Genomic DNA, 24800 nt, shown 5'->3' with positions numbered 1-24800 from the left:
CTCAATCCACCATCGACCGCGCCTCGGTGAAGGCATCCATATGCCCCAGCCCCGAAGCCCCGCCGGCCTTCACCCGCATGCCGGCGGTGGCGACGTGGAACAGGTAGCCCAGCGCGAACAGCGCCACGAACAGCCCGAAGACCAGCGCGTTGTAGTAGACCATCGTCACCAGGGCCAGCACCGCCAGCACAAGCGAGATCGCCGGGAACACCGGATAGAAGGGCGCGCGGTACGGCCGCTCCAGCGCCGGTTCGGTGGTGCGCAGGTGGAACAGCGCCGCCATGCTCATGATGTACATGACGATGGCGCCGAACACCGACATGGTCACGATGTTGGCGGTCAGCGGCTGGCCACCGATCTTGATCAGCTCGTCGGAATAGATGGCGGCGATGCCGATCACACCGCCGGCCAGGATCGCCCAATGCGGGGTCTTGCGGGTCGGGTGCAGGCGGGCCAGCACCGGCGGCAGGAAGCCGGCGCGGGACAGCGCGAAGATCTGGCGCGAATAGCCCATGATGATGCCGTGGAAGGAGGCGATCAGCCCGAACAGGCCGATCCACACCAGCATGTGCAGCCAGCCGCTCGATTCACCGACCACCGCCTTCATCGCCTGCGGCAGCGGGTCGTTGATGTTCGACAGCGCGTTCCAGTCGCCGACGCCGCCGGCGAAGATCATGGTGCCGAAGGCCAGCACCACCAGCGTCAGGATGCCGCCGATATAGGCGCGCGGCACGGTGCGCTTGGGATCCTTGGTCTCCTCCGCCGCCATCGCCGCCCCCTCGATCGCCAGGAAGAACCAGATGGCGAAGGGGATCGCGGCAAAGATGCCGCCGAAGGCGTCCATGCTGAAGCTGGGCGACCCCGCCCAGCCGTTGGCGGTGAAGTTGGCCCAGGAGAAGCCGGGATAGACGACGCCCATGAACACCACCAGTTCGATGATCGCCAGGATGGTGACGAACAGCTCGAAGGTGGCGGCGATGGACACGCCGGCGATGTTCAGCCCCATGAAGACGATGTAGGCGCCGACCGCCGCAGTCTTCGGATCGAGCCCCGGAAATTGCACGTTCAGATAGGCACCGATGGCGAGCGCGATGGCCGGCGGCGCGAAGACGAACTCGATCAGCGTGGCGAAGCCGGCGACGAAGCCGCCGGTCGGTCCGAAGGCGCGGTAGCTGTAGGCGAAGGGACCGCCGGCATGGGGGATGGCGGTGGTCAGCTCGGTGAAGCTGAAGATGAAGGTGGTGTACATCGCCGCGATCAGGATCGTGGTGACGAGGAAGCCCAGCGTCCCCGCCGCCGCCCAGCCGTAGCTCCAGCCGAAATATTCGCCGGAGATCACCAGCCCGACGGCGATCCCCCACAGATGGAGCCCGCTCAGGCTCTTGCTCAATTCAGGTTTCGTGTTCCCAGACATGTTGTCTCCTGCCCCTGTTCAAGGCGTTGGAATTGATGGCGGCGCTCTCTCACGACCGGTCGGTCAGTTGGTTTTTGTCGTTGTCCGGACCGGCAAGGGACGGGGCGTCCTCCTTCAGGGCGACCCCCGTCAGCTTCAGCCGCGCCGCCTCGGTGGCGAGCCAGCACAGCTTGTCGGCGGCCGTCTGGATCGACAGGCCACCGGCATGGATGTTCGAAATGCAGTTGCGTTCGGAATCGGCACGGCCGGGCTTCGGGTCCCAGGTCAGATAGGCGCCCAGCGACTCCGCGGCCGACAGGCCGGGCCGCTCGCCGACCAGCAGCGCCACCAGCCGGGCCCCCATGGCCGCCGCCACCTCGTCGCCCAGCGCCACCCGCGCCTGTTCGGCCAGCACCACCGGCCCGATGCGCAGAGGCCCCAGCCACGCCACGCAGGCATGGACCAGCGGCGCGGCATTCACCTGCACCGCGGCGGCCGACAGCCCGTCGGCGATCACGAACAGCAGATCCCACTCTCCCGCCGGCAACCCGGCGGCGCTGGCCGGATCGAGCCGGCGGCCGAGATCGGGACGGCGCAGATAGGTCGGCCGGTCGGGTGCGGCGCTGTGGACGCGGATCGTCTCCAGCGGTGACAGGTCGGCGGCCAGCCGGTCGAAATCGACAGCACTATGGACGGCGTCGCGGGCGCGGGCATGGGCAAGCTGGAACTCCAGCAGCGCCTTGGTCGGCAGCGCGTCGCCGCTGCGGCCGAGCGCGATGCGGGCGCGGGTGGCGCTGCGGAAGCGCGCCCACGGATCTTTCGGGGTCTCGCTCATCAGGCCGCACTCCCCAGCAGGGCGGAGACGACCAAGCTCTGGTCGGGCCAGGGCGGCAGGCGGCGCTGCTCGTCGAGCCAGCCGGCCTTGTCCAGCCACGCTTCGAACTCCGGCGCCGGCGGGCGTTTCAGCAGATGCCGCAGCCCGAGCACGTCGTGATAGGACAGGCTCTGGTAATTCAGCATGACGTCGTCGGCGCCGGGCACCGCGATCAGGAAATTGACGCCCGCGGTCGCCAGCATCGTCATCAGGACGTCCATGTCGTCCTGGTCGGCCTCGGCATGGTTGGTGTAGCAGACGTCGCAGCCCATCGGCACGCCCAGCAGCTTGGCGCAGAAATGGTCTTCCAGCCCGGCCCGCGTGATCTGCTTGGCGTCGTAGAGATATTCGGGGCCGATGAAGCCGACCACCGTGTTGACCAGCAGCGGGTCGAAGGCGCGGGCGACGGCATAGGCGCGGGTTTCCACCGTCTGCTGGTCGACGCCGAAATGGGCGTCGGCCGACAGGGCGGACCCCTGCCCCGTCTCGAAATACATGACATTGTCGCCGATGGTGCCGCGCTTCAGCGCCTTGGCCGCCTCCTGCGCTTCGGCCAGCAAGGACAGGCTGACGCCGAAGCCGGTATTGGCTTTCTCGGTGCCGGCAATCGACTGGAACACCAGATCGACCGGCGCCCCGCGCTCCATCGCCTGCATCGTGGTGGTGACATGGGCCAGCACGCAGGACTGCACCGGGATGTCGAAGCGGGTGCGCACGGCGTCCAGCATCTCCAGCAGCGCGATGCAGGCCGGCACATTGTCGGTCGCCGGGTTGATGCCGATCACCGCGTCGCCGATGCCGTAGAGCAGCCCGTCGAGCGTCGAGGCGGCGATGCCGGTCGGATCGTCGGTCGGATGGTTGGGCTGCAGCCGGCTCGACAGCCGCCCCGGCAGCCCGACCGTGGTGCGGAAACGGGTGACGACCGAGCATTTGGCGGCGACGCAGACCAGATCATGGTTGCGCATCAGCTTGGACACCGCCGCCACCATCTCCGGCGTCAGGCCGGGGGCGAGCGCCGTCAGCGCCGCGGTGTCGGCATCATAGGACAGCAGCCAGTCGCGGAACTGCCCGACCGTCATGTGCGCCACCGGCCGGAAGGCCTCGGCGTCATGGCGGTCGATGATGAGGCGCGTCACCTCGTCGGTCTCGTAAGCGACCAGAACCTCGTTCAGGAAGGTTTTCAGCGGCAGGTCGGCCAGCACCATGCGCGCCGCCACCCGCCGTTCGTCGCTGTCGGCGGCGATGCCCGCCAGTTCGTCGCCCGACCGCCGCGGCGAGGCGCAGGCCATCACCGCCTTCAGATCGTCGAAACGGTGGCGCTGCCGCCCCAGATCGCAATGGTACCCAGCCATGCCGGCCTCCCGCCCGTCTCATCACGGCAGGCAGAGTGGCACGGCGGGCGCGGCGGGCAGTTGACCGTAGAACACAAAATGCGGGGCAGCCGCTTACCCTGCCCAGGATCCCCTCTCCCCCCCGGGAGAGGGTTAGGGTGAGGGGGTCGCGTGGCGAGGATCTTCAAGAATCGCGCACTCTCCGCTCGCACATAATCCACGCAGTGCGTCCCCCTCACCCCGACCCTCTCCCCGGGGGGGAGAGGGAGATTCGAACATGGGGAGTAGCTGAAATGGAGGCTCCCAAGCCCAAGCGGAAGCGTCAGCGGTGCAATCGGCTAGCCACGCGAACCCAGAGCCCGGTCCTCCCGTTCCCTATCGCACTGCAGCGCGCCGCCCGTCACCGGACGCCGCGCGCCACAAGAAGGAGACCGTCATGCTGACGCTGTTGCGCACCGCCGTCCTGGTCCTGCCGCTGGTCGCCGTGGCCGCCTGCCACAAGGACGGTCCGGCCGAGCGGGCCGGCGAGTCCATCGACAACGCCGGCCAGAGCGTCAAGGACGCCATCGACCCGCCGGGTCCGGCGGAAAAGGCCGGCCGCGCCATCGACCGGGCGGTGAACTGACTCCCCCGCTCAGCGTGCCGCGAAGTCCAGACCGTCCGGCTGGACGCCCGACACCTCCAGCAGCAGTTTGCTGAGAATGGCGTCGGCGAAGGCGTCGAAGTCGCGGGCGGGCACCAGGAAGGCGCCGGGGCCACCGATGACATGGTCGCGGTAATAGCCCTCCAGGTCGTTCGGCGCCGCGCCGCCCCAGGGGTTGGGCCGGTCGTTCAGGATCGGCAGCCCGTTGATGGTGATGCCGCGGGCGACCGCGGCGTCGCGCGCCTCCTCCACCGGGCGGCCGCGGTTGTTCTCGCCGTCCCCGGAAATGTCGATGACCCGCCGCATGCCCTCGAACCCGTTGTTGTCGAACAGCGGAACGACGAAGTCGATGGCGGCGCTGATCGAAGTCCATTGCTCCGTCGTCATCGGCGCCTCCGCCACCATCGCCGCGAAGCGCTCGACGCTGGCCGGATCGCTCAGCTCGGTCCAGGCGACGACGATGTGCTGATAGCTTTCACCCGACCATTCCACATAGGTGGCGCCGATCCGGCCGAAGGGTCCGCCGCGGATCGCCGCCTGCACCTTCGGGTTCAGCAGGGCCTGGACATAGCCGTTGCGCTGCAGCTTCGCCTCGTCCGGGTCGACGCTGCCGGACACGTCCACCGCCAGGACCAGTTCCAGGTCCACCGGCGTCTGCGCCGCGGCCGGAACCGCGGATAAGCACAGGCATAAAGGAGCGACGACAAGCAGGGAGGCGAGGAGGCAGGCACGGCTATGGGCCAAGAGACGGTATGCACGCATACGCACCCTCCTTCTCGCCACCGGTGTCCGGCCTGTCGCGCCGGACAAAGAGCCGCGCCGGACGAAGGATTGAGGATTGGTGTGCGAACGTTTCCTGTCCATGCCCCGCCGGGCTATTCCGGCAGTCGCGATTGGGCAGGGCGGGGTACTCCACGCCGCCCACCGGACTTGCGGTCCGGCGGCACCCCGCGGCGGTTCGGAGCTTCGCCCCGATAGGGAGGTGACAAACCGCCGATTGCCTGCATAGCTTACGCCTTAAGAGGTAGTCCGCAAGGCGGTGCCTTCCCGTCCCTCCCCGTCCCCATCCATGTTCCGAGCAGCCATAGACGTGCCTTCCGCCCGCTCGCTCCCCGGCCATACCGCCGCACCGGTTCCGTCCCGATGGACAGGCCGGCTGTCATGGTTGGCCGGCGCGGCACTGGCGGCCGGCTGGACCGTCATGGCGGCGGCCCAGACCCTGCCTCCTCCGCTGCAGTCCGCCGGGCTGACCGTACCCGCTCCGCCGAAGCTGCATGCCCCTGTCGGGCAGACTCCAACCGGGCAGACACCAGCACAACAGGCTCCTGCTGGCCGCCCCGCCGACGCTCCCGGCACCTGCGCCGATCATGAACCGGCGGGCCAGGCCGTCCTCGATGCCCTGTCCGGCGGGGACGAGGCATTCGCCGAACTGGCCCGCCGGTCGCCGGCGGACGCCTTCCGCTGTTCCAGCCTGTTCCCCGGCGAGGCGGCGCTGGCCGCGCTGCGCGGGGCGGCGGCGCTGGCGCCCTTCGACGCGGTCGGAGCCGCGGACCAGATGATCGGCCGTCCCGGCGGCGCGGAGATCGTCGCCCTCGCCCTGGACCTCGCGCTGCTGTCGCGGGCGCTCGACACCGGACTGCCCTTCTACGAAACGCGGCACGAACTGCGCAAACGCCTGGGCAAGCCCGACCTGCGGGCGCTGGAGATCCAGGCGGCGAAGGCGCTGGCCGCCTCGCTTGCACGCGATCCGGTCGCGATGGCGCCGAAGATCGGCGCGCTGCCGGACGACATGGTGGACGATCCGCCGGCCGACCGCTTCCGCATCGCCATGGCGCTGTCGGCGGAGGATCTGTTCGGGCTGATCGCGCGGATCGGGCCGCAGCTCTACACCTCCTCGCTCGACGGGCTGGTCAACATCCTGCAAATCCAGCTCAAGCAGGAGCGGCGGAGCCTTCTCGACTTCGTGCGCGGAGAGCGGACACGGCCGCTGTGGGCCGACTTCTTCGTGGCGACGGTTGGCGGCGGCCGGGCGGCCAGCCTGTTCGGCACCAATCCCGCCATCGCGCGGGAGCTGATGCGCGAGAGCCTGCGGGCTCTGCTGCCGGCCCAGGACGCGCCGGTTCCCGGAGCCGACGCCGCCATGGTGATCGGCGCGCTGGCCGATGCCATGGACCTGGACAACCGCGCCGTCCGCGCCGCCCTGGAGGACGAGTTGGCGGCCTGGTACCGCGGGACCGACGAAACGCCGGCCCGGATCATGGCCGGACTTGCCGGCAGCCTGCATGCGATGCGCCTGTCGGGCCGCCCGGCCACCCCGGCTTTCGAGGCCGAACGCTTCCTCCAGCGCCATCCGCCGGCCGCCCTGCCCGTCCTGACCGGGCAGCGCCTGTTCCGCAACGGCATCAACGTCCAGCGGATGACCTTCTACGACGACCCCGACGGGCGGGCCTCCTTCCGCGGCTTCCTGCGGCAGCACCGTGCCCAGGGCTGGGCGCTCCACAGCCAGTCCGGCTTCACCGTCGCCGTCAGCCCGGACCGCCATGGGCGCCGGATCGTCATCGTCGCCGACGAGCCCGGTGCCAGCGACGCCGGCCGTGCCGCCGCCTGGGACTGGATGGCGCGCGAAGGGCTGACGCCGTCCGTCGTCATCCATCGCGGCCACAGCTATCACGAGGACTCCACCATGACGGAGATCGCGCCGGCCACGGCGCTGGTCTTCTGGGGGTCCTGCGGCGGGCACACGCGATTGCGCGCCACGCTGGAACGGGCGCCCGACGCGCTGGTGCTGGCGACGCAGAACATCGGCGTGTCGACCGTCAACGAAGCCCTGCTGGGCATCATCGAAAACCGGCTGCTGGCGGACGGCGCCATCGACTGGAACGGGGTGTGGCGCGAGGCGCAGCGCCGCATTCACGACCGCCGCTTCGCCTCCTACAAGCGGCCGGACCAGGATTCGGCGAACCTCGCCTTCCGGGCTTGGCAGGTGCGGGCGGCGGCGCCCTGAGCAGGACCGTGAGCCGGAACGGCCGGCCATCTCGCCGCCGAGCATGGCTGTGTTTCGCCGGAGCCGCTTGCGGCGGAGCCGGGCGCGTGCTGCTGTGGTGCGGCCGATTGTTGCCCACCCCCCGGTATCCCCGTTCTTGAGGCCCGCAAATCATGATGTGGCAGACCCTCGCCTTCTTCTTCGCCACCGCCTTCGTGATCTCGGCGACGCCGGGGCCGAACATGCTGCTGGCGATGAGCCTCGGCCTGCGCTTCGGCGCCCGGCGTGCCGCCTGGGGTGGCGCCGGCATGTGCGCGGCGCTGGCGGTGATGGCGGCGCTGTCGGCCTTCGGGCTGGGCGCCCTGCTCTCCACCTCCGTCCTGGCCTTCGAGATCGTGCGCTGGGCCGGCGTCGCCTATCTGACCTGGCTCGGCATCGCCGCATGGCTGGCGCCGGTCGAGCAGCCCGGCGAGCGTGACGCCGCCGCAGCCGCATCGGGGGAAGGCACGCCCGTCCGCCTGTTCCTGCGCGGCGCGCTGGTCGCCTTCAGCAATCCGAAGGCGCTGGTGTTCATGGGCGCCCTGTTCCCGCAGTTCATCGACGCCGCCGCGCCGCTGGCGCCGCAGCTGATGGCGCTGGTCGCCACCATGGTGGTGATCGAGTTCGGCTGGATCATGGCCTATGCCACCGGCGGAGACCGGCTGGCGGCGAAGCTGACCACCGTGTCGGCGGCCAAGTCGCTGAACCGTCTGACCGGCGGCCTGATGATCGGCGCCGGCGGCCTGCTGGCGCTCGCCCGCCGGGTCTGAGAGTCTGCAGGATTCTTCGCGCGGTTATCGTTCGTCATCCCCGCGAAGGCGGGGAACCAGGAAGCTCTGCACCTAAGCCACTGAAAAAGCTGGATTCCCGCCTTCGCGGGAATGACGGCCGAGAATGGTCTATGATAGGGCCCAAAGTCTGCAGACTCTGATTCACCCCTTTCCTCCCGCTCAAAGAAAAAGGGCCGCGCAATCGCGCGGCCCTGAAGTTTAGGGAGGAAACGCCCCGAGAATGGGCAGGGCCAAGATATGCTGCGGCGCACACGAACTGGTATTACCAATGCTGAATGGTAGCCATGCGCCGCAGGAATGGACCTATGCAGCAATATGCATTCTCAGCAATAGAGCCCGTCCCCGGTTACAAAAATTTCACGGAACCGCCGCGCCCCGGTCATCGCCCGCACCACTAATGCTTCGGCTTGCCGCCTCTGCCGAAAGGCTTACCCCCGACCGGGGCGGCGGTGCGAAACATGCGGCCGAGGAACGGTGCGATGGCGATCCCAGTCCTGCGCAGCCTGACGCTGAAGCAGGCGATTCACGCGGTTCTCGCCGCCTTCGTCATCGGCCTGACCATCACCGCGGCCGAATTCGCCTGGACCGCCAGCCGTGAGCGCACCATGGCCCTGGCCCAGGTGGCGGACACCGTCGCCCTGGTGGAGGGGCCGGCCGCCAGCGCCGCTTGGCTGATCGACGCGGAGCTGGCCGGTCAGGTACTGCAGGGCATGGTTCGCGCCAACGCCGCCTGGGCGGAGATCCGGCTGGGCGACGGCACCCTGCTCGCCCGCCGCGAGCGCCTGTCCAGACCGACGAGCCTGCTGGAGCGCGCGGCGACGACGCTGCTGTTCATCGACCGGCCGGTGGTGACCCATGACCTGACGACCCCGGCGAGCACGCCGAAGGTCGCGGACAGCCCCCGCATCGGCACGCTGATCGTCGGCATCGACACCGGGCGGGCGGCGTCGGGATTTCTCGCCTATGTCTCGGCGGCGTTGTTGGCGGGGACCCTGCGCAACCTGCTGATCGGGCTGGCGATGGCGGCGGTGTTCCACCGGCTGCTGACCCGCCCGCTGCTGCAGATCGGCCGGGCGGTGGCGCGGATCGACCCGGAAAAACCCTATGGCCAGCCGCTGACCGTGCCGCGCGGCCATGCCGACGACGAGCTTGGCTTCGTCATCGCCCGCTTCAACCACACCCTCACCCTGCTGGAGCGCGAGCATGACGAGTTGCGGCGGCTGGCGACGCGCTGCCCGCTGACCGGGCTGGCGAACCGGGCGCTGCTGCTCGACCGGCTGGACCACGCCATCGAACTGGCGAACCGCGCACGCGAACCGGACGCCGGCCGGCTGGCCGTGCTGTATGTCGACCTCGACCGCTTCAAGCGGGTCAACGACAGCCTCGGGCATGGCGTCGGCGACCTGCTGCTCTGCCGGGTGGCGGAGCGGCTGGGCGCCAGCGTGCGCCGCTGCGACACCGTCGGCCGACTGGGCGGCGACGAGTTCCTGGTGGTGCTGGAGCGCGTCGCCGACCGCGACGAGGCGGCGATGGTGGCGCAACGGCTGCTCGACGGCCTGTCCTCCCTGCGCGAGGTGGGGGAGCATCGCGTCCACCTCACCGCCAGCATCGGCATCGCCGTCCATCCCCTGCCGGGCAACGGCGAATCGCCCGACAGCACCGGCCTGATGCGGATGGCCGATTCGGCGATGCAGGCGGCCAAGACGGCGGGCGGCGACCGCTTCGTCTTCTACACCCGCGACATGACCGACCGCGCCGAGACCCGGCTGCGGCTGGAATCCGGCCTGCGCGAGGCGGTGGCGGCGCGGGCCTTCGAGTTGGTCTATCAGCCGAAGATCGAGGCGGCGAGCGGCCGGCTGACCGGCTTCGAGGCGCTGATCCGCTGGCGGCACGAGGGGGCGGCGATCTCCCCCGCCGACTTCATCCCGGTGGCCGAGGACACCGGCCTCATCATCGAGATCGGCCGCTGGGTGCTGGAGGAGGCCTGCCGCACCGCGACCCGCTGGGCGCTGGACCATGGCCCGGTGCCGGTGGCGGTCAACGTCTCCGCCCGCCAACTCGCCGATCCCGGCTTCGCCCGGCTGGTCGAGCAGGTGCTGCAGCGCCACGGCACCCCGCCCCACCTGCTGGAGCTGGAGATCACCGAGACCGTCATCATGAAGGACGTGCGCCACCATCTGCCGACACTGAACCGGCTGCGGGCGTTGGGGGTGCGCATCGCCATCGACGATTTCGGCACCGGCTATTCCTCGCTGGCCTATCTGCGCCAGCTGCCGGTGGATGTGCTGAAGATCGACCGCAGCTTCGTCAACGACCTGCCGCACGCCCCCGACATCGCCTCCACCGTCATCGCGCTCGCCCAACGGCTGTTGTTGTCCACCGTGGCGGAGGGGGTGGAGACCGCCGAGCAGCGGCATTGGCTGGCGGAGGCCGGCTGCGACTGCCTGCAGGGCTATCTGATCTCGCGCCCGCTGGCGGCCGAGGCAGCGGAAGCGATGGTGATGACCGCCTTTGCCCGCAACGAGGCGCTGCCCCTGACGGCATAAGGCCGCCGCGTGAGGCCGGAGCTTCGGTCAATGCGCGGCGGAGGTCCGGTCAAGACAGCCGTCCGCCGGCCGGCTATGGTCGCCTCCCCCGCGCCAACCGACCGACACGCATCATGACCGTCTCCGCCACGCCCTCCGCCACCGTGCCTGACCGCCGATCCGTCAACCGCGCCACGCTGGTCGGCTTCACCGCCATCCTGCTGTGGGCGACGCTGGCCCCGCTGGCGACGCTGGCCTCCATGGTGCCGCCGTTCCAGCTGGTGGCGACCTCCTTCCTTCTGGCCTTCCTGGTCGGCAGCGGCTGGACCGCCTCGCGCGGCGACAATCCCTTGCGCTATTTCCGCCAGCCGCTGGCGGCCTGGGCGCTGGGAGTCGGCGGGCTGTTCGGCTTTCACTTCCTCTATTTCATGGCCCTGCAGGCGGCGCCGCCGGTGGAGGCCAACCTGATCAACTACCTGTGGCCGCTGCTGATCGTGCTGTTCTCCGCCCTGCTGCCGGGGGAGCGGCTGCGCTCCTGGCATGTCGGCGGCGCGCTGGCCGGGCTGGCGGGCACGGTTCTGCTGATCGCGCGCGGCGGGACTGGCAACTCCATGGGCGGATTCTCGATCGACCCGGCGCATCTGCCGGGCTATGCCGCCGCTCTCGGCAGCGCCGTCACCTGGGCCGGCTATTCGGTGCTTCGCCGCCGGCTGGGCCAGATCGGCGAGGCGCCGACCGACGCGGTCAGCGCCTTCTGCCTCGTCACCGCGATCCTGTCGCTGCTCTGCCATCTGGCGCTGGAACGCACCGTCTGGCCGGAGACCGCCGCCGGCTGGGGAGCGATGCTGCTGCTGGGGCTGGGACCGGTGGGGGCGGCCTTCTTCGTCTGGGACTACGGCGTGCGCCACGGCGACATCCGGGCGCTGGGGGCGCTGTCCTATCTGGCGCCGCTGCTGTCGACCCTGCTGCTGGTCCTGTTCGGCCTTGCCCCCAACTCCGGCATCATCTGGGTGTCCTGCGCCCTGATCGCCGGCGGTTCGCTGCTCGCCAGCAAGGACTTGTTGCGACGGAGGTGAGCGTGGCGGTGCGCGGACTGCCCCGCCCCTGATCACGGCAGGCTATCACTTGGACGCGAATTGCGGTCGATTTGGGGGGAATCGGCACGGAGTGGCATCGGACGTTACGGAACCGTCGGTCTCTTGCCCGCGGAGGTGGCAAATCCCGCGCGGTTTTTTGCCGCGCCCGGCGGGAGACCCCGATGCTGACTGCTTTATTCTTTAACGATCGGTGCGTACAGTCGCTGTTGCCTACCCCTTTCGCGCAACCCAAAGCCGAGCGTCGCGATGAGCAAGTCGATCGAGGGTGTATCCAACTGGATGCACATGTTCCGCTGGATCGTGAAGCTGATCCGCGACGAATATGGGGTCGACGAGGCTCTGCTGACCCGCAATGCGACCCTGGAGACCGATATCCAGCTGTCGATCGATCAGGTCGAACAGGTTCTGGAATACATCTCCGAAAGCTTCGCCATCCGCTTTCCCGAAGGAACGCTGGACGAGCTGGTGAAGCTGGAGGAACTCTGTCTGCTGGCGAGCTGGATCAAGGGCTATTACAAGCGCCCCGAATTCATCTCCGACGCCTTCGAGGCCCGCTGCCGCAGCATCAACCAGATCGCAGCCTGACCATGACCGACCGGACCTTTTCTTACCCACCGGGTTTCGTCTGGGGCGTTTCCACCTCCGCCTACCAGATCGAGGGGGCGGCGGCCGAGGACGGGCGCGGCGCCAGCATCTGGGACGTCCGCTGCCGCACCCAGGGCGGGGTGGTGAACGGCGACACCGGCGACATCGCCTGCGACCACTACCACCGCATGCCGGAGGATGTGGCGTTGATGAAGGGGCTGGGCGTCGACGCCTACCGCTTCTCGATCTCCTGGCCCAGGGTGATGCCGCGCGGCAAGGGCGCGGTGAACGACGCCGGGCTGGACTTCTACGACCGGCTGATCGACCGGCTGCTGGAGTCCGGGATAGAGCCCTGGCTGTGCCTCTACCATTGGGACCTGCCGCAGGCCCTGCAGGATCTGGGCGGCTGGTCGGCCCGCGACTGCGCCGGCTGGTACGCCGACTATGCCGCGCTCTGCGCCCGACGCTACGGCGACCGGGTGAAGCGCTGGATCACCTTCAACGAATTCTCGGTCTTCACCCTGTTCGGCTACGCCATCCCCTGGGCGGCGCCGGGAATCGTCGACCGGGCCCAGCATCTGCGCGCCATCCACCATGTCAACCTCGCCCATGGCGCCGGGGTAGACGTGCTGCGCGACATGGTGCCGGGGGCCTCCATCGGCGCCATCCACAACCGGCAGGTCGTGATCCCCGAGACCGACACGCCGGAAAACCGCGCCGCCGCCGCCCTGCTGGACGAGCATTGGAATCTGGTCTTCTGCGATCCGCAGATCCTCGGCCACTATCCGCCGCAGACCGCCGCCGCCATCGAACCCTATGTCCAGCCCGGCGACATGGCGCGCATCGCCCGGCCGGCGGACTGGTTCGGGCTGAACCATTACGGCCCGATCTTCGCCAAGGCCGAGCCGGCCCGGACCTGGGGCTATGGCTGGGGCGACGCACCGCCCGATTCGCCGACTCACGGCGTCGGCTGGGCGATCTTCCCCGACGCCTTCCGCGACGAGTTGCTGACGATCCAGCGCCGCTACCGCCTGCCCATCGTGGTGACGGAGAACGGCTGCGGCGGCAGCGACACCGTCAGCCCCGACGGCAGGGTCCACGATCCGCACCGCATCAACTACCTGACCATCTACAACGCCGCGATGCGCGACGCGATGGCCCAGGGCGCCGACGTGCGCGGCTATTTCGTCTGGTCGCTGCTGGACAATTTCGAATGGGGCAGCGGCTATGGCCAGCGCTTCGGCATCGTCCACGTCGATTTCCAGACCCTCGCCCGCACGCCGAAGGACTCGGCGCGCTGGTACGCGGATCTGATCCGGGCGGCGAAGGCTTAGCGCCGCCGCACCTCCGCGCAGACGCCCTCCGCCCCGTCCGGTGCCTCCACCAGCGCGGCCGTGTCGCGCAGAAGCAGGCTGTGGCCGGCGGGAACCGTCAGCGCATCGCCGCCGTCCGGGTTGACCGTCAGCGTGCCGGCCAGCGCATGGACCAGCAGCACGTCGCCGGCGGCGCGATGGGCAGGACCTCCCGCCAGCAGGGTCAGCGCGCCGGTGGCCGACGCGCGGTCGAGCATCAGATTCACGTCGCGAATCGGGCCGGCGGTCGGCTCGCACCAGACCGGCGCCTCGCCGGGAAAGGCGAAGGCGGGGTCCAGGCGGCGGCGTTCGACCGGCTGGGCGCCATCGACCGACAGGCGCATGCCGTCGCCCTCCACCACCGCGATCAGCCGGTCATAGCCGGGAAAGGCGGAAAAGGGGCCGGATTCGACCACGTCGGCGATGCTGACGCGCCAGACGAATCGCCCGTCGGCAGCCGGTTCCACCGCCAGTTCGGTGGTGACGCCGCCGCCATTCTTCCAGGGAACGCGGCGATGGTCGTCGGGGGTCAGGCGCGTGATGGACGGGTTTTTGGACTGCAAGGGTCTGCTCCGGAACGGATCGGCTCCGCCCGGTCATAGCACAGCCGACAGCCCGGCTTCACACGAACAGGCTGAAGCTGCCCATCAGTTTCTGTGTGCCGGTCTGGCCGGTGGGGATCGAGTTCATGCTGCCGATGGCCTGATTCAGCCCGTCGAGCGTCGCCTGCTGACCGGTGGTGAGCGTCAGGCCGGTATCACCCTTGGCCGGCTGCTTGGCCACGGTGTCGTAGTCCTGGCTGTAATTGCCCATGACCAGCTGCATGGCGTAGTTCTTGGGGTCCTTGTCCGACTGCCCCTTGTCGCGGGTGACGCGCAGGGTGTAGTCGCCCTTGTCGACCGACAGATTGCCGGCCTGCAGCTTCTTAAAGGCGGTATAATTGTCGCCGGCCTTCGGATCGCTGTCGGCCATCACCCGGCCAAGCCGGTTCATCAGCTGGACATGCACACCGTCGTCGCCGACCTGCCCCATGGTCAGCTCGCCCTTGGTGACGACCTTGAACTTGTAGAAATCGACCTTGTCATTCGGGGCCAGCGTGCTGGCGACATTCAGGCGGGTGGTGTTCTTGGAAATCACGCCAATGTCGGTGGCGCCGCCCGCGGTGGTCAGCGCCGACTTCTTCACCGTCTTGGAGAACTCCTTGACGTCGCCGACCGCCTGATTGCTCTGCGACTTCTTGATCGCCTCGACCGCATTGTTGATCGAGGCGTTGAGGCTGGACACCAGGGAGTTGACGCTTGAGAGAGCATCATCCGCCATGATCAGTCATCCTTCTTCCGATCCGATCCCCACACCCGAAAACAAGTCCGAAAACCCGATCCGAACGCCGGTTGAGGAGCACCAAGCCACAAAACAGAGGGTACGGCCGGCTGAGCCGTAACCCGGACACGTCTGCCCTAAGGGAGTATACGACAACAGCCGGCGGAACATAGGCAGGATTCGTGATTTTTTTGGTCGAAAGTCCGGATGCGGGACCTGTACGCCACGGTCGGCGGCCCCATCCGGCTCAGGACCGCGGCTTTTCCCCCTTGTCCGGCAGCGACTCCGACCGGGTGCTTCCGGCCGCTGCGGCCAGGGCTGCCGGCTGCGGGGACGACTCGGCGGCCTCCGATGCGGCGGAGTCTTCGGCGATCGGGCAGTGGGGCGGCTGGGTGGGGCCGGTGACGACATCGAAATCGAACATGACAACCTCTCTCGGCTGGTGATGAAGCCGCCCGGGTCGCCCGTGCTCGGATTTTCAGGATGTGAGGCCCATCAAGGGCCGGGGTCACAAACACGAAAGCCGCCGCGGGTCGGTCCGGGCGGCTTCGGGAGTGAGCGACAGATGCGCGTTCCTAGGCCGCCGAACGAAACCAGCGGCCAAAATATCGGGAACGTCCAATGGACGTGATGGAAAGCGTCTGTCGCATAGCGGCGACCATAGCGCGCGGTTGCCGCCCTGCCAAGAAGGATTTTGGCCAAGGGATATCTCGGCGGGTGCGAACGGCCGGCGCCGCAAGGCCGCGAATTATCCGGACTAAGCTGAGTGGGATCGGTACAAGGCTCGGCGGCCGGGGCTATACTCCGCCATTTCTCGGATAGCGAAGTGCCCATCGCCAAACCCGCCATGACGCCGGTTTGGCGATGTTGCGTTGAATTCTGTCGCACACCTTCCGTGGATGGAGCTTGGTCATGAACAACGTTCGTTTCCTCGCCTCGGTAGCCGTTGCGGCAACGCTCCTTTCAGGCCCTGCTTTCGCTCGCGATATGACCATCTATCAGGCGGTCATTGGAGAGACCGACCAGAAGACACAGGAGATCAGCACCGAGGACATGCGCCGCATCGTTTCGCAAGGGGGTGCAACCATCCTGGATACCCGTCCCCATGCCGAATTCGTGAACTGGCATATTCCCGGAGCGAACACTCTCAAAGGCCCTGCATCGGAAGCGGTTGCCGGGGTCGAGAAGCTGGTGGACGGCGACAAGAGCAAGGCTTTGGTTCTCTACTGCAATGGGCCTCATTGCCAAGCCAGCCGGCGCATGGCCGCCCAACTGCTCGATGCTGGCTTCACGAACGTGCGCCGCTATCAGCTCGGCATGCCGGTCTGGCGAGCGCTCGGCGGCCCGACCGAAATCGACCTCGAAGGGGTCCTGCGGATCTTCAAGAACGATCAGACCGCGGTCTTCCTCGACGCGCGGTCGGCTGAAGACTTCGGCAAAGGCAGTCTGCCGCGTGCGCACAATCTCACAGCCGAGACTGCTGCGAAGGTCCAGGGGGCTCCCATGCCCCTCGATGACTTCAATACGCGGATCGTGTTGTTCGGCCGCGATGCGCAGCAGGCGCGGGAGCTTGCCGAAGCCCTGAGCAAGCGGCCATGGCACAACGTGTCGTATTTCGCCGGAACCTTCGAGTCCCTGAACGCCGCCGTCAAATGATACATGAATTCAGTCAGCCGGCCTTCCGCTCGCCCACCGTGTCGGCGACATAGGCGTCACGCCGGCCCATCGGGCGGGAGGCGTGGCCGTCGCGGTCGGTGGTGTCGCGGGCGGTCTGGTGCTCGATCTCCGCGTTCAGCTCCGCCCCCATCAGCACGACATAGGAGGTCAGGTTGAACCACAGCAGCAGGATCACGACGGCGCCGACCGAGCCGTAGGTCTCGTTGTAGCTGCCGAAGTTCGACACATAGACGGAAAAGCCCAACGACCCCAGCAGCCAGACCACGGTCGCCACCGCCGACCCCCAGGTGACCCAGCGCCATTGCGGCTCGCGGCGGTCGGGGGCGTAGCGGTAGAAGACGGCCAGCGCCAGCATGATCGTCACCGCCAGGATCGGCCAGCGGGCGAGGCTGGCGATCCAGCCGATCGGCGTGTCCTTCAACCCGATGATGTTGATGGCGGCCGGGACGGCGACGATCAGCGCAATGGCGAGGATGACGAACAGCAGGCCCGCCACCGTCAGCCCCATCGACAGCATCGCCAACTTGAGGAAGCCGCGCGTCTCCTTCTCGCCATAGGCGATGTTGAGAGCCGTCACCATCGAATTGGTGCCGCGCGAGGCGCTCCACAGCGTCAGCAGCAGACCGAAGATCAGCCCGAAGCCCAACCCCTGCGACGGGGCGGTCGCCACCTTGCGCGCCTGGTCGCTGACGATCGACAGCGCTTCCGGCGGCAGCAGGCTGCCCAGCTGGTTCAGCTGGGTCTCGATCATCGACGGATCGGCGACGAGGCCGTAGATCGACACCAGCGCCGCGACGGCGGGGAAGATGGCGAGCAGAGCGTAATAGGCGACGCCGGCCGCCAGCATCGACACATTGTCCTTGCTCTGCTCGTCCCACACCCGCAGCAGGATGTCCTTCCAACCCTTCTTGGGGATGTCCGACGGGGTGTCCGCCGACCGGCCGCGGCCGTCCCCGCCCCCCTTGCCGCTGCCGTCATTCGCGGCGCGTCCGCCCGCACGGTTCCGGTGCTCGTAGTAATGGCGTCGGCTCAGCCCCAGCATGCCCCGCCCTCCTCAGACCACGGCTTCGCGCAACGCGCCGACGCGATGGCGCGCCGTTTCGATGGCGTGGAACTGGGCGCCGATGACGACCTGCAGATGATCGTCCGGCGCATCGTGCAGGGCATCGCGGAACAGCGACAGCGTGCCGTCCAGCCCGCCTTCCAGCCGGGCCAGCAGGTCGCCGCGCGCCCCGGGCCCGCCGGCCCCGGCCATCACGCTGCGGGCGCTGGCCTCCGCCAGTCCATGCATGGGCGACCAGACGCGCGTGCCGTCACCGGCGGTCTCGATCCAGCCGCCGCCGGTGCGCAGTTCGGCGTCCAGCGCCATGGCGCTGCGGTCGAGCTGGTCGGCCAGATCCTCCAGCCGGGCGGACAGGGCCGTATCGGCGATGGTCATGTCGGCGCGGCGGAAGGCTTCCGAGCCGTCGCGGCAGGCGGCGATCAGGTCGGTCAGCAGATGCCGGCTGCGCGGATCGAGATGGCGGCCATGGGGATCGTAATCGTCGAACTCCGTGGTCGATTCCGGCGTGCGGGCGACCGCCACGGCAAGCCAGAGGGCGCCGACGCCCATCAGCGCCACCGGGATCGGGTTGGCGCGCACCGCGCGGGCGATGCGGCCGGACAGCCCGTCGCCGCCGCCCTGGATCACGTCGCGCACCACCTGCACCACGCCGCCGGACATCTGGCCGGGCGACAGTCGGAACTCGATCTCGTCGATCACCGAGTCCATGCGGGCGCGGATCGATTCGATCTCGTGCTCGATCTCTTCCGGCCGGCGGCCCTGGGGCGATGTGGCTGTGGTGGGTGTGGCGGCCGCATCGGACGGAGCGGCGGACGGAATGGCGTCGTTGTGATGGGTCATGCCGGGCGTCTCCTGTGGGGGCTGCCGGCTTGCAACACCAGGAGACGCCGATTGTTCCGACCGCGCCGGCCAAGACCCCACCCGGTCAGTTCACAGGTTCAGCCCACATGCTGGGCGAAGGCCATGACCTCCATACTGCCCTGCCAGATCATGCGGACGGCGACATAGACGATGACCACCAGCCCCAGATAGGCGATCCAGTGGAAGCGGTTCAGCAGCCGCGCGATCACCGTCGCCGCGGCGCCCATCAGCGCCACCGACAGCAGAAGGCCGATGGCCAGCACCCACAGATGCTCGCGCGCCGCACCCGCCACCGCCAGCACATTGTCGAGCGACATCGACACGTCGGCGATGATGACCTGCCGGATGGCGGCGCCCACCGACTTGCCACCCCCGGCGGGGGTGGGGACAGCGTCGTCGCCCTCCTCGGCCATCAGGGCGGCGGCCTCCGCCTCCTCGCGCTGGCTGCGCAGCTCGCGGAACAGCTTCCAGCACACCCACAGCAGCAGCAATCCGCCGGCCAGCGTCAGCCCGATGATGTCCATCAGCCGGGTCGCCGCCAGCGCGAAGCCGATGCGCAGGACCACCGCGGCGGCGATGCCCCAGAAGATCACGCGGGCGCGTTTCTCCCGCGCCACCCCGGCGGCGGCCATGCCGACGACGATGGCGTTGTCACCGGCCAGCACCAGGTCGATGAACACCACCTGGGCAAGCGCGATCAATTCCGGAATCAGCGAGTCCACGGTCTGTCCGTCGATTTTCAGTTGAGGAGATGCGGGCGGGGAAGGCCTGCCCTATAGCGCGTGAACACGCGGCGGCGCAACCTTGTCTCCCGGCGCAAGTGGAAAAATGTCGCGGTCCCGCGTGGGGCGGCGGCTGAATACGCAGCAAAAAGGCCGGACGGTCTCCCGCCCGGCCTTCGCCATGAACTTGGGGTCGCAAGGCTCCGGATCAGGCCAGCGCGGCCAGCGCCACGCCGCCCAAACCAATCGCCGCACCCAGCCCGCGCAGGGCCAATGCCGCCCCGGCGGCGCCGCGCAGCGACAGGGCCGCGGCGACGCCGGCGCCGTGCAGCAGCGCGGTCGCCAGCACGAAGCCAAGGCCGTAGAGCAGCGGCTGTGCCGCCTCCGGCATCTCGGCGCCATGGGCATGGCCGTGGAAGACGGCGAACAGCGCCACCAACGCCATCGACAGCGGCAGCGACAGGCGCGACTGCGCGGCGACCAGGACGCCCAGCGCGATCACCGACCCGGCGATCCCCAGTTCCACCGCCGGCAGCGCGATGCCGCTCATGCCCAGCAGGCCGCCGCCGATCATGGCGGTGACGAAGGCTGCCGGCAGCGCCCACAGGGCGGCACCGCCGCGCTGCGCCGCCCACAGCCCGACCGCGACCATCGCCAGCAGATGGTCCCAGCCGCCGGCCGGGTGCAGGAAGCCATGGGCGAAGCCGGCGTCATGGGCGCCGAAGGTGTGGGCGTCGGCGACCGCGGGCAGCACCAGCCCGGCCAGCAGCGCGGCCGAGGCGAGGGAGAAACGTTTCATTGACCAGCATCCTCTGATGTCGTGTCGCGCTGTCGGGGCGAAGTGTAGCAGAAAGCATCAGCCCGGCCATGGCCGAGACGGCGGTTCCGCCCCGCCGGATCTACGTCGTTTGACGCAGGTCAATGAGTTGCACCCCCGATCCGTCACGATGCGCTGCCCGTTGCCACAGGAATCCTCGATGTCCACCGCCACGCTTCCCGGAGAGGGTTCGGTATCCGTCCGGCTGTGGCTAGATGGCGGGAATGATGGCAAAGCCATCCGCCGGGCCGAGGTCGCCACCCGCCGCCCGCGCGCCGTCGCAGCATTGGTCGGACGCAAGGCGGAGGAGGCTGTGCGGCTGGCGCCCCTGCTGTTCAGCCTGTGCGGCAGCGCCCAGGGGCTGGCCGTCGCCCGCGCCTGCGAGGCGGCGTTGGGCATCGACGCCACTCCCCACGAGACCGCCCGCGCCCTGCTGACCGATGCGGAGGCGCTGGACAGCCATGGCTGGCAGGCTGTGGTTGAATGGCCGGCGCGCCTCGGCGCCCCGCCGCGGCCGGCGGCCCTGCGCGATCTGCGGGCGGCGGTGTCGGCGATCATGCCGACGCTTTACCCCGCCAGGGACGGGCTGCGGCCCGGCGGCGGCGTTCTGCGGCCGGACACGGCGGCCCTGCAGGATATCCTTGTGCGGATAACCGGCTGGCTGGGGACGACCGTTTTCGCCGGCCCGCCGCCTCAGGATGCCGACGACCTCGCCCGCTGGGCGGCAGGCGGCGGCAGCGACGCGGCGCGGCTGGCCTCCCGGCTGCTGTCGCCCGATCTGGCCGGCTGGGGCGCCTGCGGCACACCCCTGCTGGCTGAGCGGTCGCCCCTCTGGTACGCGACGGCGCTATCCGGCAACCCGTCCTTCGCCGCCACCCCCCGGTACAAGGATGCCCCTGCCCTGACCGGCCCGCTGGAACGGCAGGTCGACCATCCGCTGGTCGTCTCGGTAACGGAACGCTTCGGCGACGGGCTCGCCCGGCTGTTCGCGGCGCGGCTCGCCGATCTGGAAGAGCTGCCGCGGCGGATGGAGGCGGCCATCGCGGACCTTCGCCCCGCCGATCCCGCCACCGCCGGATCGTCGCGTCCTGGCGAAGGCTGCGGCGTGGCGGAGACGGCGCGCGGGCGGCTGGCCCACTGGCTGCGGCTGGACGGCGACGGCCGGCTGGCCGAGGCCCGCATGGTGGCGCCGACCGACTGGAACTTCGCCGCCGACGGCCCGCTGGCGCGCGGCTTGGCGGGGGCCGAGGTGCGCGACCGCGACGACGCGGTGGACCGGGCGCGGCTGCTGGTCGCGATGCTGGACCCCTGCGTCGCCTGCGGCATAGAAGTACACGAATGACGAGCGCTTGCCGAAGCCTGCGGGCAGACCGATGATGGGCAGGGCGGACGGATTGCGGATGGAAGAGCGGGAGAGCGCGTGATGTGCACGGTTTGCGGATGCGGCGAGGGCGAGACCCGGATCGATGGCAAGGGGATCGACGGCAAGGCCGCCGATGCCGAGCATGAGCACATCGGCCCCGACGGCAAAATCTACCGCCACCACCACGGCGAGGCGCATCACCACGCCCATCACCACCATGACGACACCCACGAGCATGTCGCCCCCGACGGCACGGTGTTCCGCCACAGCCATAACGACCACGATCATGGCCACCATCATCACACCCACGACCACCACCGCCCCGACCGAGCCGATGCCATCGACGGCGGCGCCGCGCTGAACCAGCCGCGGCTGGTCACCATCGAACGCGACATCCTGGCGAAGAACGACGGTCTGGCCGCCGTCAACCGCCGCCGCTTCGCCGAGCGCGGCGTGTTCGTGCTGAACCTGATGTCCAGCCCCGGATCGGGCAAGACCACCCTGCTGACCCGCAGCCTGACCGACCTGAAGGGCCGCTTCCCGGTCGCGGTGATCGAGGGCGACCAGCAGACCAGCTTCGACGCCGACCGCATCCGCGCCACCGGCACCCCGGCGGTGCAGGTCAACACCGGCAAGGGCTGCCATCTCGACGCCTCCATGGTGGCGCAGGCCGCCGACAAGCTGGCGGCCGACGGCCAGTTCGCCGAGGACGGCGTGCTGTTCGTCGAGAATGTCGGCAATCTGGTCTGCCCCGCCGGCTTCGACCTGGGCGAGACCCACCGCGTCGTCGTGCTGTCGGTGACGGAGGGCGAGGACAAGCCTCTGAAATACCCGGACATGTTCGTCCGCGCCGACCTGCTGGTGGTCAACAAGATCGACCTGCTGCCGCACCTGACCTTCGACGTGGAGCGCATGATCGGCTACGCCCAGCGCCTGAACCCGTCGCTGGCGGTGATCCAGCTGTCGGCCACCACCGGCCAGGGGCTGGAGGAGTGGTACGACTGGATCGCCGACGGTCTGGCGGAGGCCCGCGCCGCCCACACCGCTTCCGCCGCCGCCCATACCGTCGCTATCTGACCGAAGGATCGCCGCCATGTGCCTCGCCGTCCCCGCCCTGGTCACCGCCCTGCTGCCCGACGACCGCGCCACCGTCAGCCTGGGCGGCGTCACCTCGACCTGCTCGCTTGAGCTGGTGGAGGACGTCACCATCGGCGATTACGTGATCGTCCATGTCGGCTACGCCCTGTCCCGCCTGGATGCCGAGGAGGCCGAGCGAACGCTCGCTCTGCTGGCCGAAGTCGCCGACGCCGCGGCCTGACGCGAATCCAGCGCCTCCCACACACCCCCGCCGACCACCCGGACCCCCGCCATGACCGATCGCCGCCTCTTCACCCGCAAGCTCGACATCGCCCGCGGGGCGGTGGACATGACCCACGGGTCGGGCGGCAAGGCGATGGCGCAGCTGGTGCGCGAGCTGTTCGCCGCCGCCTTCGCCAACCCGTATCTCGACCAGGGCAACGACCAGGCCGCCTTCGACGTGCCGGGCGGGCGCATGGTGATGACGACCGACGGCTTCGTCGTCTCGCCGCTGTTCTTCCCCGGCGGCGACATCGGATCGCTGGCGGTCCACGGCACGGTGAACGATGTCGCCATGGCCGGCGCCGTGCCGCTGCACCTGACCGCCGGCTTCATCATCGAAGAGGGCTTCCCGCTCGCCGACCTGAAGCGGGTGGTCGACAGCATGGCCGCCGCGGCGCGCGAGGCCGGGGTTGCCATCGTGTCGGGCGACACCAAGGTGGTGGAGCGCGGCAAGGGCGACGGCATCTTCATCACCACCACCGGCATCGGCATGGTGCCGCCGGGCGTCGCCCCGTCGGGCGACCGGGCGCGGCCGGGCGACGTCATCCTGGTCAGCGGCACCATGGGCGACCATGGCGTCGCCATCATGTCGACCCGCGACAATCTGGGCTTCGAGACGGCGATCCTGTCCGACAGCGCGGCGCTGAACGGGCTGGTCGCGGCGATGGTGGCGGCGGTGCCGGACGTGCATGTGCTGCGCGACCCCACCCGCGGCGGGCTGGCGACGACGCTGAACGAGATCGCCCACCAGTCCGGCGTCGGCATGCGGCTGCGCGAATCGGACATTCCGCTGCGGGCGCAGGTCGCGGCGGCTTGCGAATTGTTGGGGTTGGACCCGCTTTACGCCGCCAACGAAGGTAAGCTGATCGCGATCTGCGCCGAGGAGGAGTGCGACCGTCTGCTCTCCGTCATGCGCGACCATCCGTTGGGACGGGACGCCGCCCGCATCGGATGTGTGGTGGAAGACCCCCACCGCTTCGTTCAGATGGAGACCCGCTTCGGCGGCCGCCGGATTGTGGATTGGCTGACCGGGGAACAGCTTCCCCGGATCTGCTGACCCGTACCGGCGGGCTAACTCACCCTTTCCAATCGTACCGTCCCTTTGGCGGGACCCCTTTCGCGCGCTGGCCGTTGCCTCTCTCGGATGGTCCTATGCTCTGACCCGAGACGATCAGCGACGAGAGAATATAATGGCGTTGTCCAACATCGCCCTTCTGGGCGCTCCCCGTCTGGACCCCGGCCGGATGGCCGGGACCCGGTCGGCGATGCAGGCGATGGACCGGCTTCCCGGTTGCCCACCCTTGCACAGGCACCGCGTGAAACGCGCGTTCGACATTGTCGGCGCGCTGGGTCTGCTTGCCCTTTTCGGGCCGTTGATGCTCGTGCTTGCCTGGATGGTGGCGCGCGACGGCGGCCCGGCGGTGTTCGGCCACCGGCGCATCGGCGCCGACGGGCGCCCCTTCACCTGCCTGAAATTCCGCTCCATGGTGGTCAACTCGGCCGAGGTGCTGGAACGGCTGCTCGCCACCGACGAGACGGCGCGCGCCGAATGGCTGGCGACGCGCAAGCTGCGCAACGACCCCCGCATCACCCCGGTCGGCCGTTTCCTGCGCAAATCGAGCCTGGACGAGCTGCCGCAGCTCATCAACGTCCTGCGCGGTGACATGAGCCTGGTCGGCCCCCGCCCGATCATCGACGACGAGGTGTCCTACTATCACGCCTGCTTCCCCTTCTACACCCGCTGCCGCCCCGGCCTGACCGGGCTGTGGCAGGTCAGCGGCCGCAGCGACGTCGATTACGTGCGCCGCGTCCAGCTCGACACCGCCTATGTCGTCGGCTGGAACTTCTGGGCCGACATCGGCATCATGCTGCGCACGGTGCGGGTCGTGGTGAAGGGCAGCGGCGCCTACTGACGCCCGCCAACTCCGAAAGCGTTCATTCGTTCGGATAGGTCGCGCGCTCCCTCGGGGCGCGCGACATCGCCGTTTGCGCACCCTATCTCTGG

Annotated in this window: 24 protein-coding genes; 13 read left to right on the top strand and 11 right to left on the bottom strand. The window is 69.1% G+C overall.

Features of this window, described 5'->3' with window-relative positions; genetic code table 11:
- Position 1 precedes the first annotated feature (1 nt).
- The 3 genes from eat to M5E06_RS29085 are packed head-to-tail and all read right to left on the bottom strand — an operon-like array spanning position 2 to position 3619.
- The gene (eat, locus tag M5E06_RS29095) at positions 2 to 1414 is read right to left on the bottom strand and encodes an ethanolamine permease (RefSeq protein ID WP_252141234.1); all 1413 of its coding nucleotides are present in this window, start codon (positions 1412 to 1414) and stop codon (positions 2 to 4) included.
- 49 nt (positions 1415 to 1463) lie between these two features.
- Positions 1464 to 2228: an ethanolamine ammonia-lyase subunit EutC gene (gene eutC / locus M5E06_RS29090; protein WP_252141233.1), complete on the bottom strand. Its 765-nt coding sequence runs from the start codon at positions 2226 to 2228 to the stop codon at positions 1464 to 1466.
- Complete coding sequence (locus M5E06_RS29085; RefSeq protein WP_252141232.1) at positions 2228 to 3619, bottom strand: ethanolamine ammonia-lyase subunit EutB; 1392 nt, start codon at positions 3617 to 3619, stop codon at positions 2228 to 2230. Before M5E06_RS29085 ends, eutC begins: the two co-directional genes overlap by 1 nt.
- Positions 3620 to 4034: 415 nt before the next feature.
- On the opposite strand from M5E06_RS29085, the gene M5E06_RS29080 reads away from it, so the two are divergent.
- A complete protein-coding gene (locus M5E06_RS29080) occupies positions 4035 to 4223 on the top strand; it encodes a hypothetical protein (protein ID WP_109076510.1) in 189 nt (62 codons plus the stop codon).
- Between the two features lie 9 nt (positions 4224 to 4232).
- Here M5E06_RS29080 and M5E06_RS29075 read toward each other — a convergent pair whose 3' ends face one another.
- Positions 4233 to 5003 carry a DUF1194 domain-containing protein gene (locus M5E06_RS29075; RefSeq protein ID WP_109076502.1) on the bottom strand — a complete coding sequence of 257 codons (771 nt, stop codon included), beginning with the start codon at positions 5001 to 5003 and terminating at the stop codon, positions 4233 to 4235.
- Between the two features lie 328 nt (positions 5004 to 5331).
- Here M5E06_RS29075 and M5E06_RS29070 point away from each other — a divergent pair, with 328 nt between their 5' ends.
- The 6 genes from M5E06_RS29070 to M5E06_RS29045 all read left to right on the top strand — a co-directional run bounded on the left by M5E06_RS29070 (position 5332) and on the right by M5E06_RS29045 (position 13595).
- Positions 5332 to 7245, top strand: coding sequence for a hypothetical protein (locus tag M5E06_RS29070; RefSeq protein ID WP_252141231.1), 1914 nt, complete (start codon positions 5332 to 5334; stop codon positions 7243 to 7245).
- Positions 7246 to 7397: 152 nt separating this feature from the next.
- Positions 7398 to 8033, top strand: a complete 636-nt coding sequence (locus M5E06_RS29065; protein WP_109150448.1) for a LysE family translocator — start codon at positions 7398 to 7400, stop codon at positions 8031 to 8033.
- Positions 8034 to 8533: 500 nt separating this feature from the next.
- Positions 8534 to 10600 (top strand): putative bifunctional diguanylate cyclase/phosphodiesterase, encoded by a 2067-nt coding sequence (locus M5E06_RS29060; protein WP_252141230.1) that lies wholly within the window; start codon positions 8534 to 8536, stop codon positions 10598 to 10600.
- 113 nt (positions 10601 to 10713) lie between these two features.
- On the top strand, positions 10714 to 11655 hold the full coding sequence (gene yddG, locus M5E06_RS29055; RefSeq protein ID WP_252141229.1) for an aromatic amino acid exporter YddG: 942 nt from the start codon (positions 10714 to 10716) through the stop codon (positions 11653 to 11655).
- A 267-nt stretch (positions 11656 to 11922) separates the two neighbouring features.
- Positions 11923 to 12261 (top strand): acyl carrier protein, encoded by a 339-nt coding sequence (locus M5E06_RS29050; RefSeq protein ID WP_085091864.1) that lies wholly within the window; start codon positions 11923 to 11925, stop codon positions 12259 to 12261.
- 2 nt (positions 12262 to 12263) lie between these two features.
- On the top strand, positions 12264 to 13595 hold the full coding sequence (locus M5E06_RS29045; protein WP_252141228.1) for a GH1 family beta-glucosidase: 1332 nt from the start codon (positions 12264 to 12266) through the stop codon (positions 13593 to 13595).
- Here M5E06_RS29045 and M5E06_RS29040 read toward each other — a convergent pair.
- The 3 genes from M5E06_RS29040 to M5E06_RS29030 form a co-directional block, all read right to left on the bottom strand.
- Complete coding sequence (locus M5E06_RS29040; RefSeq protein WP_252141227.1) at positions 13592 to 14176, bottom strand: HutD/Ves family protein; 585 nt, start codon at positions 14174 to 14176, stop codon at positions 13592 to 13594. The genes M5E06_RS29045 and M5E06_RS29040 overlap by 4 nt on opposite strands.
- A gap of 58 nt (positions 14177 to 14234) precedes the next feature.
- A complete protein-coding gene (locus tag M5E06_RS29035; RefSeq protein WP_252141226.1) occupies positions 14235 to 14933 on the bottom strand; it encodes a hypothetical protein in 699 nt (232 codons plus the stop codon).
- A 247-nt stretch (positions 14934 to 15180) separates the two neighbouring features.
- Positions 15181 to 15357 carry a hypothetical protein gene (locus M5E06_RS29030; protein WP_252141225.1) on the bottom strand — a complete coding sequence of 59 codons (177 nt, stop codon included), beginning with the start codon at positions 15355 to 15357 and terminating at the stop codon, positions 15181 to 15183.
- 488 nt (positions 15358 to 15845) lie between these two features.
- Here M5E06_RS29030 and M5E06_RS29025 point away from each other — a divergent pair, with 488 nt between their 5' ends.
- Positions 15846 to 16589: a rhodanese-like domain-containing protein gene (locus M5E06_RS29025; protein ID WP_252141224.1), complete on the top strand. Its 744-nt coding sequence runs from the start codon at positions 15846 to 15848 to the stop codon at positions 16587 to 16589.
- Between the two features lie 13 nt (positions 16590 to 16602).
- Here M5E06_RS29025 and M5E06_RS29020 read toward each other — a convergent pair whose 3' ends face one another.
- The 4 genes from M5E06_RS29020 to M5E06_RS29005 all read right to left on the bottom strand — a co-directional run bounded on the left by M5E06_RS29020 (position 16603) and on the right by M5E06_RS29005 (position 20055).
- The gene (locus tag M5E06_RS29020) at positions 16603 to 17652 is read right to left on the bottom strand and encodes a YihY/virulence factor BrkB family protein (protein WP_252141223.1); all 1050 of its coding nucleotides are present in this window, start codon (positions 17650 to 17652) and stop codon (positions 16603 to 16605) included.
- 12 nt (positions 17653 to 17664) lie between these two features.
- Complete coding sequence (locus M5E06_RS29015) at positions 17665 to 18513, bottom strand: DUF3618 domain-containing protein (protein ID WP_252141222.1); 849 nt, start codon at positions 18511 to 18513, stop codon at positions 17665 to 17667.
- Positions 18514 to 18611: 98 nt separating this feature from the next.
- The gene (locus M5E06_RS29010) at positions 18612 to 19256 is read right to left on the bottom strand and encodes a YjbE family putative metal transport protein (RefSeq protein WP_252141221.1); all 645 of its coding nucleotides are present in this window, start codon (positions 19254 to 19256) and stop codon (positions 18612 to 18614) included.
- Positions 19257 to 19464: 208 nt separating this feature from the next.
- Positions 19465 to 20055: a HupE/UreJ family protein gene (locus M5E06_RS29005; protein ID WP_252141220.1), complete on the bottom strand. Its 591-nt coding sequence runs from the start codon at positions 20053 to 20055 to the stop codon at positions 19465 to 19467.
- A gap of 178 nt (positions 20056 to 20233) precedes the next feature.
- On the opposite strand from M5E06_RS29005, the gene M5E06_RS29000 reads away from it, so the two are divergent.
- From M5E06_RS29000 to M5E06_RS28980, 5 genes are all read left to right on the top strand, one after another.
- Positions 20234 to 21415 carry a nickel-dependent hydrogenase large subunit gene (locus M5E06_RS29000; RefSeq protein WP_252141219.1) on the top strand — a complete coding sequence of 394 codons (1182 nt, stop codon included), beginning with the start codon at positions 20234 to 20236 and terminating at the stop codon, positions 21413 to 21415.
- Between the two features lie 81 nt (positions 21416 to 21496).
- Positions 21497 to 22513 (top strand): hydrogenase nickel incorporation protein HypB, encoded by a 1017-nt coding sequence (gene hypB / locus M5E06_RS28995; RefSeq protein WP_252141218.1) that lies wholly within the window; start codon positions 21497 to 21499, stop codon positions 22511 to 22513.
- Between the two features lie 16 nt (positions 22514 to 22529).
- Positions 22530 to 22754 (top strand): HypC/HybG/HupF family hydrogenase formation chaperone, encoded by a 225-nt coding sequence (locus tag M5E06_RS28990; protein ID WP_252141217.1) that lies wholly within the window; start codon positions 22530 to 22532, stop codon positions 22752 to 22754.
- Positions 22755 to 22805: 51 nt separating this feature from the next.
- A complete protein-coding gene (gene hypE, locus M5E06_RS28985) occupies positions 22806 to 23852 on the top strand; it encodes a hydrogenase expression/formation protein HypE (RefSeq protein WP_252141216.1) in 1047 nt (348 codons plus the stop codon).
- A gap of 133 nt (positions 23853 to 23985) precedes the next feature.
- Positions 23986 to 24708 (top strand): sugar transferase, encoded by a 723-nt coding sequence (locus tag M5E06_RS28980; protein ID WP_252141215.1) that lies wholly within the window; start codon positions 23986 to 23988, stop codon positions 24706 to 24708.
- The last annotated feature ends 92 nt before the right edge of the window (positions 24709 to 24800 follow it).

The sequence above is a fragment of the Azospirillum sp. A1-3 genome, from assembly GCF_023806445.1.
Classification (GTDB): Bacteria; Pseudomonadota; Alphaproteobacteria; order Azospirillales; family Azospirillaceae; genus Azospirillum.
Note: the sequence above shows the minus strand (reverse complement) of the source record. Positions and strands in the feature narration are given on the sequence as shown.